Annotated in this window: 14 protein-coding genes; 11 read left to right on the top strand and 3 right to left on the bottom strand. The window is 59.0% G+C overall.

Going from position 1 to position 16,137, the window contains the following annotated elements; translation table 11 throughout:
- The 8 genes from sucB to B2696_RS05750 form a co-directional block, all read left to right on the top strand.
- Positions 1-1,006, top strand: a 1,006-nt coding sequence (sucB, locus tag B2696_RS05785; protein ID WP_286954393.1) for a 2-oxoglutarate dehydrogenase, E2 component, dihydrolipoamide succinyltransferase, incomplete at its 5' end; no start/stop codon positions are given.
- Positions 1,007-1,169: 163 nt separating this feature from the next.
- A complete protein-coding gene (locus tag B2696_RS05780) occupies positions 1,170-1,604 on the top strand; it encodes a MepB family protein (RefSeq protein WP_286954456.1) in 435 nt (144 codons plus the stop codon).
- Positions 1,605-1,786: 182 nt separating this feature from the next.
- On the top strand, positions 1,787-4,636 hold the full coding sequence (gene gcvP / locus B2696_RS05775; protein ID WP_286954391.1) for an aminomethyl-transferring glycine dehydrogenase: 2,850 nt from the start codon (positions 1,787-1,789) through the stop codon (positions 4,634-4,636).
- Positions 4,637-4,639: 3 nt separating this feature from the next.
- Positions 4,640-5,752 carry a glycine cleavage system aminomethyltransferase GcvT gene (gene gcvT, locus B2696_RS05770; protein WP_286954390.1) on the top strand — a complete coding sequence of 371 codons (1,113 nt, stop codon included), beginning with the start codon at positions 4,640-4,642 and terminating at the stop codon, positions 5,750-5,752.
- An 81-nt stretch (positions 5,753-5,833) separates the two neighbouring features.
- Positions 5,834-6,223: a glycine cleavage system protein GcvH gene (gene gcvH, locus B2696_RS05765; RefSeq protein WP_286954388.1), complete on the top strand. Its 390-nt coding sequence runs from the start codon at positions 5,834-5,836 to the stop codon at positions 6,221-6,223.
- Positions 6,224-6,407: 184 nt separating this feature from the next.
- Positions 6,408-7,229, top strand: a complete 822-nt coding sequence (gene lipB, locus B2696_RS05760) for a lipoyl(octanoyl) transferase LipB (RefSeq protein WP_286954386.1) — start codon at positions 6,408-6,410, stop codon at positions 7,227-7,229.
- 151 nt (positions 7,230-7,380) lie between these two features.
- Positions 7,381-8,445: a lipoyl synthase gene (gene lipA, locus B2696_RS05755; RefSeq protein WP_075730162.1), complete on the top strand. Its 1,065-nt coding sequence runs from the start codon at positions 7,381-7,383 to the stop codon at positions 8,443-8,445.
- Between the two features lie 49 nt (positions 8,446-8,494).
- Positions 8,495-9,277, top strand: coding sequence for a DUF4191 domain-containing protein (locus B2696_RS05750; RefSeq protein WP_075730163.1), 783 nt, complete (start codon positions 8,495-8,497; stop codon positions 9,275-9,277).
- A 123-nt stretch (positions 9,278-9,400) separates the two neighbouring features.
- On the opposite strand, the gene B2696_RS05745 is transcribed toward B2696_RS05750, so the two are convergent.
- Positions 9,401-9,874 carry an RDD family protein gene (locus B2696_RS05745; protein ID WP_075730164.1) on the bottom strand — a complete coding sequence of 158 codons (474 nt, stop codon included), beginning with the start codon at positions 9,872-9,874 and terminating at the stop codon, positions 9,401-9,403.
- Positions 9,875-9,992: 118 nt separating this feature from the next.
- Between B2696_RS05745 and glnA (B2696_RS05740) the strand changes: the two genes are divergently transcribed.
- The 3 genes from glnA (B2696_RS05740) to glnA (B2696_RS05730) all read left to right on the top strand — a co-directional run bounded on the left by glnA (B2696_RS05740) (position 9,993) and on the right by glnA (B2696_RS05730) (position 14,829).
- Positions 9,993-11,426 carry a type I glutamate--ammonia ligase gene (gene glnA, locus B2696_RS05740; protein ID WP_075730165.1) on the top strand — a complete coding sequence of 478 codons (1,434 nt, stop codon included), beginning with the start codon at positions 9,993-9,995 and terminating at the stop codon, positions 11,424-11,426.
- Positions 11,427-11,621: 195 nt separating this feature from the next.
- Positions 11,622-13,085, top strand: coding sequence for a carboxylesterase/lipase family protein (locus tag B2696_RS05735; RefSeq protein WP_286954383.1), 1,464 nt, complete (start codon positions 11,622-11,624; stop codon positions 13,083-13,085).
- Positions 13,086-13,392: 307 nt separating this feature from the next.
- Positions 13,393-14,829 (top strand): type I glutamate--ammonia ligase, encoded by a 1,437-nt coding sequence (gene glnA / locus B2696_RS05730; RefSeq protein ID WP_075730167.1) that lies wholly within the window; start codon positions 13,393-13,395, stop codon positions 14,827-14,829.
- A gap of 143 nt (positions 14,830-14,972) precedes the next feature.
- Here the strand turns inward: glnA (B2696_RS05730) and B2696_RS05725 are convergent, their stop codons facing one another.
- Complete coding sequence (locus tag B2696_RS05725) at positions 14,973-15,518, bottom strand: hypothetical protein (protein ID WP_286954380.1); 546 nt, start codon at positions 15,516-15,518, stop codon at positions 14,973-14,975.
- Between the two features lie 59 nt (positions 15,519-15,577).
- Entirely contained in the window at positions 15,578-16,084 is a 507-nt protein-coding gene (locus B2696_RS05720) for a hypothetical protein (protein WP_286954378.1), read from the bottom strand.
- Positions 16,085-16,137 lie beyond the last annotated feature (53 nt).

The raw sequence follows: 16,137 nt of genomic DNA, 5'->3' as shown, positions 1-16,137 counted from the left end.
CCAGGAAGAAAAGCCTGCCGCTAAGAAGGAAGAGAAGCCAGCTTCCGCACCGGTGAACAAGGGCGATAACATCCCCTACGTCACCCCATTGGTACGCAAGCTCGCCGATAAGTACGGCGTGGACCTCAACACTGTCAACGGCACTGGTGTCGGCGGACGTATCCGTAAGCAAGACGTCATGGCCGCTGCAGGCCAGGGTGAGGCTTCCACCCAGGAAGCTGCACCAGCTTCCTCGGATCCGCGCGCACGCTGGTCCACCAAGTCGGTGGATCCGCAGAAGCAGGAGCTTATTGGCACCACCCAGAAGGTCAACCGGATCCGCGAGATCACCGCGAAGAAGATGGTCGAGGCTCTGCAGATTTCTGCTCAGCTCACCCATGTTCAAGAGGTCGACATCACTGCTGTGGCCAACCTGCGCAAGCAGAACAAGCCTGCTTTCGTTGAGAAGTACGGCGCCAACCTCTCCTACCTGCCCTTCATCGTGAAGGCGACCGTCGAGGCGCTGGTTTCGCACCCGAACGTCAACGCCTCTTACAACCCGGAGACCAAGGAGATGACTTATCACTCCGACGTCAACGTTGCTATCGCCGTCGACACCCCACGTGGTCTGCTGACCCCAGTTATCCACAAGGCTCAGGATTTGAGCCTGCCAGAGATCGCTCAGGCCATCGCCGGTTTGGCTGATAAGGCACGCAACAACAAGCTCAAGCCGAATGACCTGACCGGCGCTACCTTCACCATCACCAACATTGGCTCCGAAGGTGCACTGCTCGATACCCCGATCTTGGTTCCGCCGCAGGCCGGAATCCTGGGCACCGCGGCTATCACCAAGCGCCCGGTTGTCGTGACTGAGGACGGTCAGGATGCTATTGCCATCCGCCAGATGTGCTACCTGCCCTTCACCTACGACCACCAGGTTGTTGATGGTGCAGATGCCGGCCGTTTCGTAACCACCATTAAGGACCGGTTGGAAACCGCTAACTTCGAGGCTGACCTGGGACTCTAATTCCCCTCCCGGCTTCTTAGTTCTACCGCCCGATACCTTCTCCCGCCTACAGGGACAGAGCGTATCGGGCGGTATCTGCGTTTTCCGAGCGGTGATGTCTCGGTCAATGACTCGAATAGGCTGCGTGCAGGATAGCCCCGAAAACACTGTTAGGGTTTCCCTTATGGGATTTAGTGCGTTGGCACTCTGGGCTTCCGAGGTAGGACTTGCTGTTTCAGCGAAGGCTGAGGAACAAACTAGTGACTACGAATCAGGTGTGGCTCAGATTGCAGGCTGTGAGTGGCATATTCGAACTGCTAGGAACACACCCTCAAAACCAGGAGCATTCGTGGCCTTTTGGTGCCGAGGGGTGGATGGACGGACGCGTCCATTTAGTGGGGATGAGATGAATTCTGGCCTTATGGTATTCGTGGAGCAGCAAGGTCGACGCGGAGTATTCACTTTTACTCCCGAACATCTTGAACAGTTGGGCATCACTTTCGGATCCAACCAACCAGGCAAACGCGGCTTTCGCGCCTATCCCGCTTGGTGCGAAGACTTGAACTCTCGAGCAAAAGAAACGCAACGCGCACAGGCATCAGCTTTCAAAGAGTACTGAAGCCCCCTGCTTTTCCTGAATCTTTGCCACCCGGGTTCTTTACTCCTGAACACGGCTCGGCATGACTCCTTAAAAGTGCCTGCAGAGCTAAGCCGAACGGAAAACGTTCCTTTATGTCGCTCCGAGGTTTTATACTTAGCTACGGTTATCCTCAGCCCATTTCACAAGGAGCACTTGAATTCATGGCTTTCCTTTCCCGCCATCTCGGCCCCAACGCACCGGAGCGTGCGTCCATGCTCGAGGCCGTTGGTTATGCATCAGTCGAAGACCTGGTCAACGCCGCTATTCCGCAAGGCATTCGCACCGCCGCGCTACCCCAGCTTCCAGATGCATTGAGCGAGGAAGCAGCGCAAGACAAGCTCCGTGAATACGCAAACCACAACGTTGTCTTGAAGTCCTTTTATGGTCAGGGCTTTTCAGACACCCTCACGCCAGCAGTCATTCGCCGCGGGCTCCTCGAGGATGCGGGTTGGTACACGGCCTATACGCCCTATCAGCCTGAGATCTCTCAAGGACGGTTGGAGGCGTTGCTGAACTTCCAGACCATGATCGAATCCCTTACAGGGCTTCCCATCGCAAATGCCTCGCTCCTCGACGAGGCCTCCGCAGCCGCCGAGGCCGTTGGCCTCATGGCTCGCTCGGTCAAGAAGGGTCGGCGTGTTCTCTTGGACTCGCGTTTACATCCGCAGGTTCTCAACGTAGCTGCCGCTCGCGCCCGAGCGATTGACATCGAGGTCGAGGTCATCGACATTCGCGCCGGCATTGTCGGTGAGGATCTGCTCGGAGCCGTCATCGCATACACGGGGACCGAGGGCGATATTTTTGATCCCCAATCTGTCATTTCTGATCTGCACGCTCGTGGCGCACTAGCAACGGTGGTCACTGATCCGCTTTCTCTGCTACTCCTCGAAACCCCCGGCTCTTTCGGTGCAGACGTAGTCATTGGCTCTGCGCAACGCTTCGGCGTTCCGCTCTTCTTCGGAGGCCCACACGCGGCTTATATGGCCGTGGCTGACAAGCTTAAGCGCAAGATGCCTGGCCGCCTCGTCGGTGTTTCCATCGACGCTGGGGGGCGTCCCGCCTACCGCCTGGCGCTCCAAACACGCGAACAGCATATCCGCCGCGAACGTGCTACCTCCAATATCTGTACCGCACAGGCGCTTCTGGCAAATGTTGCCTCCATGTACGCCGTCTACCACGGCCCCCAAGGGCTCAAAAAGATAGCAGAGCGGGTCCACAGTCTGGCCTCCTCCTTTGCAGCCTCTGTGCTTGATGCGGGCAAGGACATTGTCTCGGATTCTTTCTTCGATACCGTAACCGTCTCCGGTGTGGACTCGGCTTCCATCAAGGCGGAGCTGCAAGACCTGGGATACCTCGTGCGCGCCATCGGCCCAGACAAGGTTTCGGTTTCTTTCGGCGAATCCGCAAGTCAAGCCGATCTGGTTGTCTTGGCAGAGGTCTTCGGCGCCGAGGTTATCTCCGCAGAGTCCTCCATCCCAGAGAAGCTGGTGCGTGAACAAGCGCCTCTGCAGGAGGACATTTTTAATCGGATCCACTCCGAGACTCAGATGATGCGCTATCTGCGCACCTTGGCGGACAAGGATCTGGCGCTGGACCGCACCATGATTCCGCTCGGTTCCTGCACCATGAAGCTCAACCCCACTGCAGCCATGGAGCCCATCTCTTGGCCTGAGTTCGCGGGTATTCACCCCTATGCCCCAGAGGAAACCACCGCGGGTTGGCGTGAGCTCATTGCAGAGCTCGAAGGCTGGCTGGCTGAGATCACCGGCTACGCCAAGGTTTCGATTCAACCAAATGCTGGCTCGCAGGGCGAGCTGGCCGGGTTGCTTGCCATTCGGCGCTATCACGTCGCCAACGGAGATACTGGCCGCGATGTCGTCCTTATCCCCGCCTCCGCGCATGGTACGAACGCCGCTTCCGCCACCCTGGCGAACCTACGCGTCGTCGTCGTCGCCACCGCGGATGATGGCTCAATTGACGTGAGCGACCTCGATGCCAAGATTGAGAAATACGGTGAGCACATCGCGGGAATCATGATCACCTATCCTTCCACCCACGGGGTATTCGACCCAGAGGTCCGCGAAGTCTGCGATAAGGTACACGCCGCTGGCGGTCAGGTCTATATTGACGGCGCGAACATGAACGCCATCACTGGTTGGGCCCGCCCTGGGGAGTTTGGCGGTGATGTCAGCCACCTCAACCTGCACAAAACCTTCACCATTCCGCACGGCGGCGGCGGCCCCGGCGTAGGTCCGGTGGGCGTGGCCAAGCACCTCATTCCTTTCCTTCCTGCTGATCCCAATGGCCCGGGCGTCGATCCGGGTGCACCGGCCCCAGTCGGCACGGGGGTTCCCATCTCCAGCACCAGATATGGATCGGCGGGAGTCTTGCCCATTTCCTGGGCTTACCTGGCCATGGTGGGCTCCGCAGGTGCCGCTGATGCCTCAGCACACGCTATCCTCGGCGCAAACTATATCGCCACCTCCCTGCAAGAGTCTTTCCCCGTGCTCTATACCGGAAACAAGGGCTTAGTAGCCCACGAGTGCATCCTCGACCTGCGCGAGCTGACGGAGGTTTCCGGGGTCACTGCGGCCGACGTCGCCAAGCGGCTCATCGACTACGGCTTCCACGCGCCGACCTTGGCTTTCCCCGTCGCGGGAACCCTCATGGTGGAGCCCACCGAATCCGAGGACCTGGGAGAGCTTGATCGCTTTATTGCTGCCATGCGGCAGATTCGCGCCGAGATCCAGGAGATCATAGAAGGCAAGGTTTCCTACGAGGACTCCGTTATTCACCACGCCCCCTTCACCGCCGAATCCCTGGTATCGGATACCTGGGATTACGGCTTTGGCCGCGAGAAGGCCGCCTACCCCGTGCCTGCGCTGCGTCAGAATAAGTACTTCCCGCCGGTGCGCCGAGTGGACGAGGCCTACGGAGACCGTAACCTCGTCTGTTCCTGCCCACCGCCCGAGGCCTTTGACTACAGCACCGATTCCACAGAGGAGAACTAGACCATGACCGAGCTTTTGACCTCCCCCTTGCACTCCGAGCACGAGCAATTGGGCGCGACTTTCACCGCCTTTGGACCGTGGAATATGCCCCTGAAGTATGGCAACGAACTCGAAGAACACCGCGCAGTGCGCTCTTCAGCCGGCCTTTTCGATCTCTCTCACATGGGCGAAATCTGGGTCAATGGCCCCGACGCAGCTGCCTTCTTGAGCTATAGCCTCATCTCGGACTTCAGCAACCTGAAGATCGGCAAAGCCAAGTACTCCATGATCACCGCGGAAGACGGCGGCATCATCGATGATCTCATCACCTACCGTCTCGGGGAAACTAAGTTTCTCGTCGTTCCCAATGCGGGCAACACGGATGCCGTGTGGGAAGCACTTAATCAACGCGCCGCGGACTTTGACGTTGATCTGAAGAATGAGTCCCGCGATGTAGCTATGATCGCCATCCAAGGCCCAAAGGCAGCGGAGATCCTCGTCCCGCTCGTGGAAGACAACAAGCAAGAGTCAGTATTCGAGCTGCCCTACTATGCCGCGATGACTGGCAAAATCGCCCGCAAGTACGCGTTTATCTGCCGTACCGGATATACCGGGGAGGATGGCTTCGAGCTCATCGTCTACAACGCTGACGCCCCCGAGTTGTGGCAGGAGCTACTCAAAGCCGGCGAAGAATACGGCCTGCGCCCAGCCGGCCTGGCAGCACGAGACTCTCTGCGCTTGGAGGCTGGCATGCCTCTATACGGCAATGAGCTTTCTCGCGACATCACCCCGGTAGAGGCCGGTATGGCACGCGCCTTTGCCAAGAAGGACGTCGATTTCGTCGGCGCTGCTGTCATGCGTGAGCGCGCGGCTGAAGGTCCGCAGCGCACCATCATGGGTCTGACCTCCGAGCAAAAACGTGCGGCGCGCAGCGGCTCCGCCATTTATGCCGGGGAAAAGCAGGTGGGGACGGTAACCTCCGGCCAACCCTCGCCCACGTTAGGCCACCCCGTCGCCCTCGCCTTGGTCGATACCTCCGCGCAACTTCAGCCTGGAGATGCCGTCGAAGTAGACATCCGGGGAAAGCGTTATCCCTTCACCATCAGTGCTCTGCCGTTTTATAAGCGCGAGCACTAATCACTGGCTAGAATCTTTTCCATTAACTCCGGTTAGCTGCTTTTCCGAATTGCTGTTTCCCAGAAAGGAACCTTCCTCATTATGTCTCAACTACCCGCTGATTATTCCTACTCGGAAGACCACGAATGGATCAACGCCCCTGCTGATGACGTCGCAGGCAAGACCGTGCGCGTAGGCATCACCTCGGTGGCAGCTGATCGCCTGGGTGAGGTTGTCTTCGCCGAGCTTCCCGCCGTCGGTGATGCCGTGACCGCAGGCGAGTCCTGCGGTGAGGTCGAGTCCACCAAGTCCGTGTCTGATCTTTACTCCCCGGTAACCGGAACCGTCACCGCCATCAACGAGGCGATCGAAGAAGACTACTCCCTCATCAATTCCGATCCTTTCGGCGAGGGCTGGCTGTGGGAGGTCGAGGTCACAGAGGCCGGCGATCTCATGTCCGCAGAGCACTACAGCGCCGCCAACGGTGTCTAACTAGAACACTGCGCCTGTGAGCGTAAGGTCCAAGGAGAAAGCCTTCTCCTTGGACCTTTTTTATTAGAGCTTTGACTGCACTTGTGGCAGCACTTTTGCTTAAGCTGAATCCGCGCTCCTAAGATGCAGATCACAGGCTTTAGGCTTCCTCCTTCCTCCTCCCCCCGCCGCTCAAGGACTATTCATGACTGCACCACGCAAACCCTTCTTCCCCGCGCACCTTTCTATCCGCGCCTCAAGTGAAGCATTGGATATCCGGAATATGGGCCGCATGGACTACCAGGAGGCGTGGGACTTTCAGGCAGATCTCGCGGCCAAGAGGGCGCGTGACGAGGTGCCCGACACCATCCTTTTAGTCGAGCACCCCAATATCTACACCGCCGGCAAGCGCACCCAGCCGGAGGACATGCCCGATAACGGTTTGCCGGTGATCAAGGTCGATCGAGGCGGGCGTATAACGTGGCACGGCGAGGGCCAGCTCGTGGTCTACCCCATCATTCGGCTCGCCGAGCCCGTCGATGTCGTTGATTATGTCCGCCGCCTCGAAGAGGCCATCATCGCTGCCGTGCGCGAGCTCGGGGTGTCCACTGCCGGGCGCATCGATGGCCGCTCGGGCGTATGGGTGCCCTCCACCACCGAGCCTGCCTCACCTGAAGCTCCACGTCGCGACCGCAAGATTGCAGCGCTGGGAATCCGCATAACCCGGGGCGTGACCATGCATGGATTGGCATTAAACTGCTCTAATACCCTCGACTACTACGAGCACATCGTGGCCTGTGGCATTGACGACGCCGACGTGACCACGTTGTCGCTCGAGCTCGGCCGCCCCGTCGCTTTGGAGGAGGCCGCCTCTCCTTTGTTGACCGCGCTCGAAGACGCCCTCTCCGGCAGCCTCGTCGTTGCCGATCACACCTTCGCTTCCGCCCCGGACCCAACCAAGATTGCTAACAAGAATGCCCGCGAACGGCGCCACGCGGAAGCAGCTGCGCGCAACGGCGGCAGATAAACGGTAGTTGAACGGCGAACAAGCGGGGGTAGGCCGGAATAACCTCGCTCTGCGAGGAATTGAAGAAGACAGACCCCCTTAGGGGTATTAGCCATGACCAAATCAACCGCGTAGAGTGAGTGCCGTGACTGTAAAGCCTGAAGGACGCAGAATGCTCCGCATCGAGAAGAAGAATGCGGAATCCCCGATCGAGCAGAAGCCCCGCTGGATCAGAAACCAGGTTCGGACCGGACCAGGTTATGAAGACATGAAGTCGCGCGTCTCCGGTGCCTCGCTGCACACCGTGTGCCAGGAAGCCGGCTGCCCCAACATTCATGAGTGCTGGGAATCCCGCGAGGCAACCTTCCTCATCGGTGGCGATAAGTGCACCCGCCGCTGCGACTTTTGTGACATCGCCACGGGGCGTCCCGAGGCTCTTGACCGTGATGAGCCACGGCGTGTAGCCGAAAACATCCAGGAAATGGACCTCAACTACACCACCATCACCGGTGTTACTCGTGACGATCTCCCGGATGAGGGCGCTTGGCTCTATGCCGAGGTTGTCCGCAAGATCCATGAGCTCAACCCTCACACGGGCGTAGAGAACCTTACGCCGGACTTCTCCGGCAAGCCTGATCTCCTCCAGGAGGTCTTTGAGGCGCGGCCAGAGGTCTTTGCCCATAACCTAGAGACTGTCCCGCGTATCTTCCGTCGCATCCGCCCCGCCTTCCGCTACGAGCGCTCGCTCGATGTCATCCGGCAGGCACATGAGTTCGGGCTCATCACCAAGTCAAACCTGATCCTTGGCATGGGAGAAACCGCCGAGGAGATCGAGGAGGCGCTTCGGGATCTACGCTCCGCGGGCTGCGACATTATCACCATCACTCAGTACCTGCGCCCTGGGCCGCGTTTCCACCCCATCGAGCGCTGGGTACGCCCCGAAGAATTCGTCGCGCACTCTAAGCTCGCCAAGAGCCTCGGCTTCGGTGGTGTCATGTCCGGACCGCTCGTGCGTTCTTCTTACCGGGCTGGGCGGCTTTATGTCCAAGCCATGGAGGCGCGCGGCTTCGAGCTGCCGGCTAGTCTCCAGCACCTGGCGGAAACCTCCAAGGGAGCCACGGCCCAAGAGGCTTCCACGCTCATTGACAAGTATGGACCCTCCCAGGAGACCCCGGTTACCACCCGTCTAGTCAAGACCCCTGCCCACAGCGCATCGGCTGCTGCGACCGTTCGCTAGGCTGGGGGTGGTTTATTAATTCTCTAGGCTGAGCTTTAAAGTAGGAGTCATGGCACAAGACGACAAGGCAGCGCTGAAAGCTGCAAAGAAGCAAGAACGCGCAAGCAAGCGCGCGCGGCGCAAGCAAACCCGCTCGCAAATGTGGCAAGCGTTTAACATGCAGCGCAAGCAGGATAAGGCGCTCATTCCTATCATGCTCGCCGCCTTCTTGGGCTTGGGCCTGTTGTTCTTCCTTATCGGCTTGCTCTTCAACGGCCAGTGGTTCATGTTGGTCTTGGGCTTGGGCTTCGGTGCCGTCCTCGCCATGTTTCTGTTCACCCGCCGCCTCGAGCGCGATATGTACAAGCGCGTTGAGGACCAACCGGGCGTCGCCGGTTGGGCTCTCGAGCAGCAGCTGCGTAACACCATCGGTGTGGTCTGGAAGGTCAAGACCGGCATCGCCGCTACCCGCCAGCAGGATCTCGTGCACCGCGTCATTGGTAACCCCGGCGTGGTTCTCGTCTGCGAGGGAAATCGCAACCACCTCGCCCCGACCATCAAGCAGCTCAAGCACCGCATTGATAAACTCGCGGCTGGCGCTCCCGTCCACGTCATCTACGTGGGCACCGGCGAAGATGAGGTTCCTGTCTCCAAGCTGCGCAGCAAGATCATGCGTCTACCGCGTAACTTCAACAAGAATGAGACCTACGCTTACATCCGCAAGATCGAGGCCATGGATGACATGCCCGGCGCCATGCCTGGTATGCCCAAGGGTCCTATGCCACGCCAGGCTCAAAACATGGCCGGCATGAACCGGCGGCTGCGTCGCGCTCAGCAGCGCAAGGGCAAATAAAAAGCCACTTAAAGAGCCTAAAAAGCGGCTTCTATTTCCTCGCCCAACAACGGTAGAGGAAATAGAAGCCGCTTTTTGCTGTCTTTATAGTCCTTTAGCACTTGACTTGAGGCGGTAGAAACTCTAGGAGCGAATGACCGCGGTACCGGTGGCGCGGTCATGGATGCCTCGCCCATCGGCGTCGACAAGCGCTGCGGGGAAGATCAAACCCGTCAACAGGGTGCGAACAACCGCGCGCCACAAACCGACCCTTTCGCCCGGCACGTCCAAACGAGCGACGCCCATTCCCAACAGCAGCATCCCGGGGGTACGGGCGAAAAGCCAGCCGCCGAGGATTCCCACGATGGCCCACAGGAGGTAGCCCAAAAAGGCCACGTCCCCGAGGACCGAGGTAAACATGGTTATGAGATTGGCCAGGAGCATGCACACTATCCAATCAATAAGCACCGCGCCTGCGCGACGTGCGACCGGGGCCAAAGATCCTGGCCCCGATTCCGGCAACCCGAGCTTCTCCCCCGGCCACTTGCCGGGGCCGGACATATCGTCGTTCTCACCCGGAATATTCGGGCCATCGAGCCACGTTCGCTTATCAGCCATGGTCACTAATTTAGCGGGCGCCGATCCATTAAGGAAACAAGGACACATATGCACCCAAAGTAATTGACCCTAGTAGGGTTGGAGGGAGAATATAAAGCTCAACCACTAGGAGTCAACAGTGTCTTTTGAGACCATTCGGGACGTCATCGCCTTCATCGAGAAAGAAGACGTCGTCTTCGTCGATGCCCGCTTCACCGACGTTCCCGGAACCGAGCACCACTTTTCCCTACCCGCCAGCGAGTTCACCGAGGAATCAGCCGAGCAAGGGCTCGCCTTCGACGGTTCCTCCATTCGCGGCTTCACCAGCATCGATGAGTCCGACATGACTCTGTTGCCGGATCCGGCCACCGCCATGCTGGACCCCTTCCGCTCGGTCAAGACGCTCAACATCAAGTTCTTTGTCCATGACCCTTTCACGCTGGAGCCATTCTCCCGCGACCCGCGCAACATCGCCCGCAAGGCTGAGGAGTACTTGGCATCGACCGGCATCGCCGATACCTGTAACTTTGGCGCCGAGGCAGAGTTCTACATCTTCGACTCCGTGCGCTATTCCACCGACATCAACAACTCTTTCTACGAGGTCGACTCCGATGAGGGGTGGTGGGGCCGTGGTGAGGAAACAAACTTCGACGGCACCCCCAACACAGGGTTCAAGACCCGCATCAAGGGTGGCTACTTCCCCACCGCTCCTTATGACAAGCACGGCGAGGTCCGTGACGCCATGGCGCTAAACCTAGCCAAGGCAGGCTTCTCGCTCGAGCGCTTCCACCACGAGGTCGGTGCCGGGCAAAACGAGATCAACTACCGCTTCAACACCTTGTTGCACGCGGCGGATGACATCCAGACCTTCAAGTACATCGTCAAAAACACTGCCGCGGAATTCGGTAAGACCGCCACCTTCATGCCCAAGCCGCTGGCTGGGGACAATGGTTCTGGGCAGCACGCCCACATGTCGTTGTGGAAGGATGGCAAGCCGCTCTTCCACGATGAAGCTGGCTACGCAGGTCTGTCCGATCTCGCCCGCTACTTCATCGGCGGCATTCTGGAGCACGCCGGCGCCGTACTGGCCTTTACCAACCCGACGCTGAACTCCTACCACCGCCTGGTGCCTGGCTTCGAGGCCCCCATCAACCTGGTGTACTCGCAGCGCAACCGCTCTGCAGCCATCCGTATCCCTATTACTGGTTCCAACCCCAAGGCAAAGCGCATCGAGTTCCGCGCGCCGGACCCCTCAGGCAACCCCTACCTCGGATTCAGTGCGATGATGCTGGCCGGCCTCGACGGAATCAAGAAGCGCATCGAGCCACACGCTCCTGTGGACAAGGACCTCTACGAGCTGCCGCCAGCAGAGGCAGCCGCCATCCCGCAGGCCCCCACTTCCCTGGAGGCGTCACTTGAGGCCCTGCAGAAGGACATGGACTTCCTGACCGAGGGCGATGTCTTCACCGAGGACCTCATCGATACCTACATCAACTACAAGTACGACAACGAAATCGCCCCGACCCGCCTGCGTCCCACCCCGCAGGAGTTCGAGATGTACTTCGACTGCTAGAGGCATCACGAAGATACTTCGTCTTCGGCCCCAATCCCCCGCATTCTTAGAGCAATGTGGGGGATTTTCTCAACTACTCGGTGTTTAATCAGCACCGGCCAGCTGATTTCTCTAAGTTAAGAGTTCTAGGCACTTTAAATGCTTAGGCATTTTTGTTGCTGAAGTGCCATTGCCTTCTCCTAGAAATGCGAATCGATGTCTAAAATCCGTGGCCCAATAGTCATCACCCCCAATGGAAAACTCGAGGGCATCCGGCACTCGGGCTATGCTTCCTTTCATGGCATTCCTTATGCACAAGCTCCGGTTAATGGGCTCCGCTTCGCGTTGCCGGTTCCTGCATCAAGTTGGGAGGGGGTGCGCCCGGCCACCGCGTTTGGCCCCACTCCGCTGCAAATAGAAGAGGCAGGGCTGGTTCCTGAGCCTGCGATTCCCGGCGAGGATATCCTCAGCGTATCGGTCTATACCCCTTTCCCTGATCCACTGGCGGCGCTGCCCGTGATGGTGTGGATCCACGGCGGTGCTTATACCGGCGGATCGCCGGCGAGCCCTTGGTATGACGGCCGAAGCTTTGCCCGCGATGGGATCGTCACCGTAGTTGTTTCCTATCGGCTTGGCTTCGCGGGCTTTGCAGCCATCCCTGGGGCCGAGGCCAACCTCGGTGTTCACGATTGGATTCTTGCGCTCAAGTGGGTTCAAGAGCACATTGCTGCTTTCGGCGGTGACCCACAGCGCGTCACCCTAGCGGGCCAATCCGCTGGGGCGGGCGCGGTCTTAACTCTTCTGGGAATCCCGGCAGCAACATCATTGTTCCGCGCCGCGTGGGCCGCATCGCCGGTCTTGCCGGTGCGCACTCGCGCCGAGGCCGAGGAAACTACGAGGCGTCTAGCTAAGCGTCTGGGAGTAGCTGCAACGAGGGAGGGACTTTCTGCGGTCACGGAAGAAACAATCCTTGCCGAGCAGATGAAGGCGGCGCGTCCTCGCGGTGTCTCGCTATCTAGACTCATTGAATACTCGCCCTTTTATAGCCCCGTTGTCGATGGCGAGCTCATTGTTGAGCCCACACTCGATGCCTTAGAACATGGCAGTGGCAGACACGTGGACTTGGTCGTGGGCTCCAATGATCAAGAGATTATGTTTCCGGAAAAGGCCCTGCCCCGGTGGCTCGACCTTGTGCCCGATGCTGTGCTTCTCTACGCCACGGGGCTGCGCGGCCATCAGCTGCGGGACTACCAAAGCGAGCAACGCCTTGCCGGCGTTAGCGGCGCGGCGGCTACGCTCGACCAAGAAGTCACCGACCGCGTTTTCCGCCGCCAAGTGGTCCGGGTGGCGCGCGTCCGCGCTCAGGCCATGGCCAGCACGCACCTGTATCGCTTTAGCTGGCCCTCCCCGACCAAGCAGGGAGCAATCCATTGCTTGGATCTTCCTTTCTTCTGGGACGTACTCGATCGCGCGGATGTGGGTCCGATTGCCGGTGGTAGACCTCCCCAAGCCCTAGCGAACGCTATTCACGGCGCGGCAGTGAAGCTTGTCGAAGGCGTGGGCCCCGATTGGCCCCAGTGGGATGACGTCCACGGACGGATTGCGGTGCTGGGAAAGGAAGATGCTCCTGTGAGTTTCTCCGAACACGGCTATGCTGGGCTGGGTCCTCTCCTTGGCTAGAAAGCTTCGTTGAAGGCTTCTGAGGGAATCCCAGCCTCAGAACACAAGCCCCGAACACTTAACTCTGAACACCTACCGACAATACCGGGGGTAACCAACGCCACATTTGGCGGTTGAGCTGGAGAAATCTGGGAAAAGAAAAGCAAAAAGTGATTTTTTTCTATTATTCAATAGGAATTATCTGCGCTAACTGCTAGTTTATAGATATCCTATTGAGCATGCGCTTCACGGGCAAGTTAGCCCTGCCTCTGAGCTGCTCAGGAGACTATCAAGACAGCGCACAAAGTTGCATTCGAGGAGATAAACCATGGCTTTCGAGTCTATTCATGACGTGGTCAAGTTCATCAAGGATGAGGACGTCCGCTTCGTCGACGTCCGCTTCACCGACGTCCCTGGCACCGAGAACCACTTCACCATTCCGGCGGATCAGTTCACTGAGGAGGCTGCCAACGAGGGACTCGCCTTCGACGGCTCCTCCATTCGCGGCTTCACCAGTATCGATGAGTCCGATATGGCGCTGCTGCCAGATCCGGCCACCGCAGTGCTGGATCCATTCCGCATTCAGAAGACGCTGAACATCAAGTTCTTCGTCCACGATCCTTTCACGCTGGAGCCTTTCTCCCGTGACCCACGCAACGTCGCCCGCAAGGCCGAGGAGTACTTGGCCTCGACCGGCATCGCCGATACCTGTAACTTCGGCGCCGAGGCAGAGTTCTACCTCTTCGACTCCGTGCGTTACTCCACTGACATCAACAACTCCTTCTACGAGGTCGACTCAAATGAAGGCTGGTGGAACCGCGGCAACGAGACCAACCTCGACGGCACCCCCAACACTGGGTTCAAGACCCGCATCAAGGGCGGCTACTTCCCCACCGCACCTTATGACCAGACGGTCGACGTGCGCGATGAGATGGCCATCAACCTCGCCAACGCAGGCTTCGCCCTTGAGCGCTACCACCACGAGGTGGGCACCGGCGGACAGCAGGAAATCAACTACCGCTTCAACACCCTGTTGCACGCGGCTGATGACATCCAGACCTTCAAGTACATCATCAAGAACACCGCCGCCAAGAATGGCAAGACTGCAACCTTCATGCCTAAGCCTCTGGCAGGTGACAACGGCTCGGGTATGCACGCTCATCAGTCTCTGTGGAAAGACGGCAAGCCCCTCTTCCATGACGAAGCTGGATACGCAGGCCTGTCCGATATTGCCCGTTACTACATCGGCGGCATCCTCAAGCATGCTGGCGCCGTGTTGGCATTCACCAACCCGACCCTGAACTCTTACCACCGCCTGGTCCCTGGTTTCGAGGCCCCCATCAACCTGGTGTACTCGCAGCGTAACCGCTCTGCGGCCATCCGCATTCCGATTACCGGTTCCAACCCCAAGGCAAAGCGCATCGAGTTCCGCGCGCCGGACCCCTCAGGCAACCCCTACTTCGGCTTCGCTGCGATGATGCTCGCCGGCCTCGACGGCGTGAAGAACCGTATCGAGCCACACGCCCCTGTGGACAAGGACCTCTACGAGCTGCCGCCGGCAGAGGCCGCCGCCATCCCGCAGGCCCCCACCTCCTTGGAGTCCTCCCTCAAGGCCTTGGAAGAGGATAGCTCCTTCCTGACCGAGGGCGATGTCTTCACCGAAGACCTCATCGACACCTACCTGCAGTACAAGTATGACAACGAAATCGCCCCGACCCGCCTGCGTCCCACCCCGCAGGAGTTCGAGATGTACTTCGACTGCTAAATCGCGCCTAGCGCCAGCCCGGCTTTAACACCAGGCAGGCCTTAGAGCCAAAATCAAAGCGCCCGCCCTTCCTACCACGGAAGGGCGGGCGCTTTTTGTGCTAGGCACCTAAGCGCTTAGACGTCAAGCTCAAAGGATGCCTCCTAAAGGCCGGCCCTCCAGCCAGAAACCTCCGTAAACCAGTTAGGCTCGGCATCATAGCTCTCCACGTGATCGAGGCTGGGTGTGAAAGTGAAACCGGTGACCCCTTCCGGAATATCAGCCTGCTCGCTGACTGTAGTCCCGAGATCCAAATCATTGGATTCGTCGGCAGCCGGGCCAGTCACCGCAACGCACTTGCTAGTCACAAGAGAATTGGTTGTCTCGTCGAATACGGCCTTGTCCCGCTCGTCCACAACATTGGGCATGCCCGTTTCATAGACTCGTTGTAACGGGGTACCGGATCCAGGTGGCACCTCAACATCGTAACTATCCGTCAGAGTAAGACCGGACCGAGAGTCATCGATAATCGGTTGTACACCTGCCTTAACCTTCTCATCAGCACCGATTATCCGGCCAGTTAGGTCATAACACAGCCACGTGCCTGTTTTGTGGTCCTTGTGAGTCGGATGATCCGCAGGGGCGTCTGGATCCCCCTTGGAAATCTCCTCAACCAAGCGGAAGTTGTCGAGTTTTACCCCGAGCTCCATACCTCCGGTCCGCTCTACGCGTCCGTCTTCATATGTATAGGGTTTGCCGGTCCGAATCTTTACTTCATCACCCGGACTGAGGAATTTCTGCTCGGCAAAGTTGCTCTCCGCCACCTTGCGGATATCGTCCTCGTCATAAGCAGAGATCTGTCCTCCCCCACGCAATCCACCCTTCCCGTCGAGGACGCCCGCGCGAACGGGGCCGAGGCCTGGGTAAAGCGCTGCTTGGCAGCCGTTGCGCCGCGGGAGATGGCAGCACGTGCGACGGGCAGCTTGTCGTGGAGTTTCGTGCCCACCGCGGCAAAAGAGTCTTTCGCGCCTGCCCTTGAGCTTGCTGCTGCAGGTATCGAGCCAAGCGTCTGGTTCTCTCGGCGGTCTTCTCGGAGGCCTTCCCTCGGGTCCTCGCTGGCATTTCTGCCGGGGTTCCCACCCAGGTGGTCAGCGGCTAGGGCCTGCATCTCGGCCACAGTCATGGGAGGTGCCGCCGGATCATCGATGCGCCTATCGTACATGCCGCGTTTGCTGGGGTTGCCCAAGATGGCGTGTGCCGCCTGCAATTCACCCATGCGATAGGCTTCGAGCCAGGCTGGGCCAGCATGCTTTCAATCTGCGCGGCAAG

It is taken from the genome of Corynebacterium sp. UBA4397, assembly GCF_002390965.1.
In the GTDB taxonomy this organism is placed as follows: Bacteria; Actinomycetota; Actinomycetes; order Mycobacteriales; family Mycobacteriaceae; genus Corynebacterium; species Corynebacterium flavescens.
Note: the sequence above shows the minus strand (reverse complement) of the source record. Positions and strands in the feature narration are given on the sequence as shown.

What these genes read in the sequence shown, in the direction of transcription:
- lipA (WP_075730162.1), top strand. Translation starts at nt 7,381, where the DNA reads ATGCTCCGCATCGAGAAGAAGAATGCGGAATCCCCGATCGAGCAGAAG.
- B2696_RS05745 (WP_075730164.1), bottom strand. Translation starts at nt 9,874, where the DNA reads ATGGCTGATAAGCGAACGTGGCTCGATGGCCCGAATATTCCGGGTGAG.
- glnA (WP_075730167.1), top strand. Translation starts at nt 13,393, where the DNA reads ATGGCTTTCGAGTCTATTCATGACGTGGTCAAGTTCATCAAGGATGAG.
- B2696_RS05735 (WP_286954383.1), top strand. Translation starts at nt 11,622, where the DNA reads ATGTCTAAAATCCGTGGCCCAATAGTCATCACCCCCAATGGAAAACTC.
- gcvT (WP_286954390.1), top strand. Translation starts at nt 4,640, where the DNA reads ATGACCGAGCTTTTGACCTCCCCCTTGCACTCCGAGCACGAGCAATTG.
- B2696_RS05720 (WP_286954378.1), bottom strand. Translation starts at nt 16,084, where the DNA reads ATGGGTGAATTGCAGGCGGCACACGCCATCTTGGGCAACCCCAGCAAA.
- gcvP (WP_286954391.1), top strand. Translation starts at nt 1,787, where the DNA reads ATGGCTTTCCTTTCCCGCCATCTCGGCCCCAACGCACCGGAGCGTGCG.
- gcvH (WP_286954388.1), top strand. Translation starts at nt 5,834, where the DNA reads ATGTCTCAACTACCCGCTGATTATTCCTACTCGGAAGACCACGAATGG.
- B2696_RS05725 (WP_286954380.1), bottom strand. Translation starts at nt 15,518, where the DNA reads ATGGAGCTCGGGGTAAAACTCGACAACTTCCGCTTGGTTGAGGAGATT.
- B2696_RS05780 (WP_286954456.1), top strand. Translation starts at nt 1,170, where the DNA reads ATGGGATTTAGTGCGTTGGCACTCTGGGCTTCCGAGGTAGGACTTGCT.
- B2696_RS05750 (WP_075730163.1), top strand. Translation starts at nt 8,495, where the DNA reads ATGGCACAAGACGACAAGGCAGCGCTGAAAGCTGCAAAGAAGCAAGAA.
- lipB (WP_286954386.1), top strand. Translation starts at nt 6,408, where the DNA reads ATGACTGCACCACGCAAACCCTTCTTCCCCGCGCACCTTTCTATCCGC.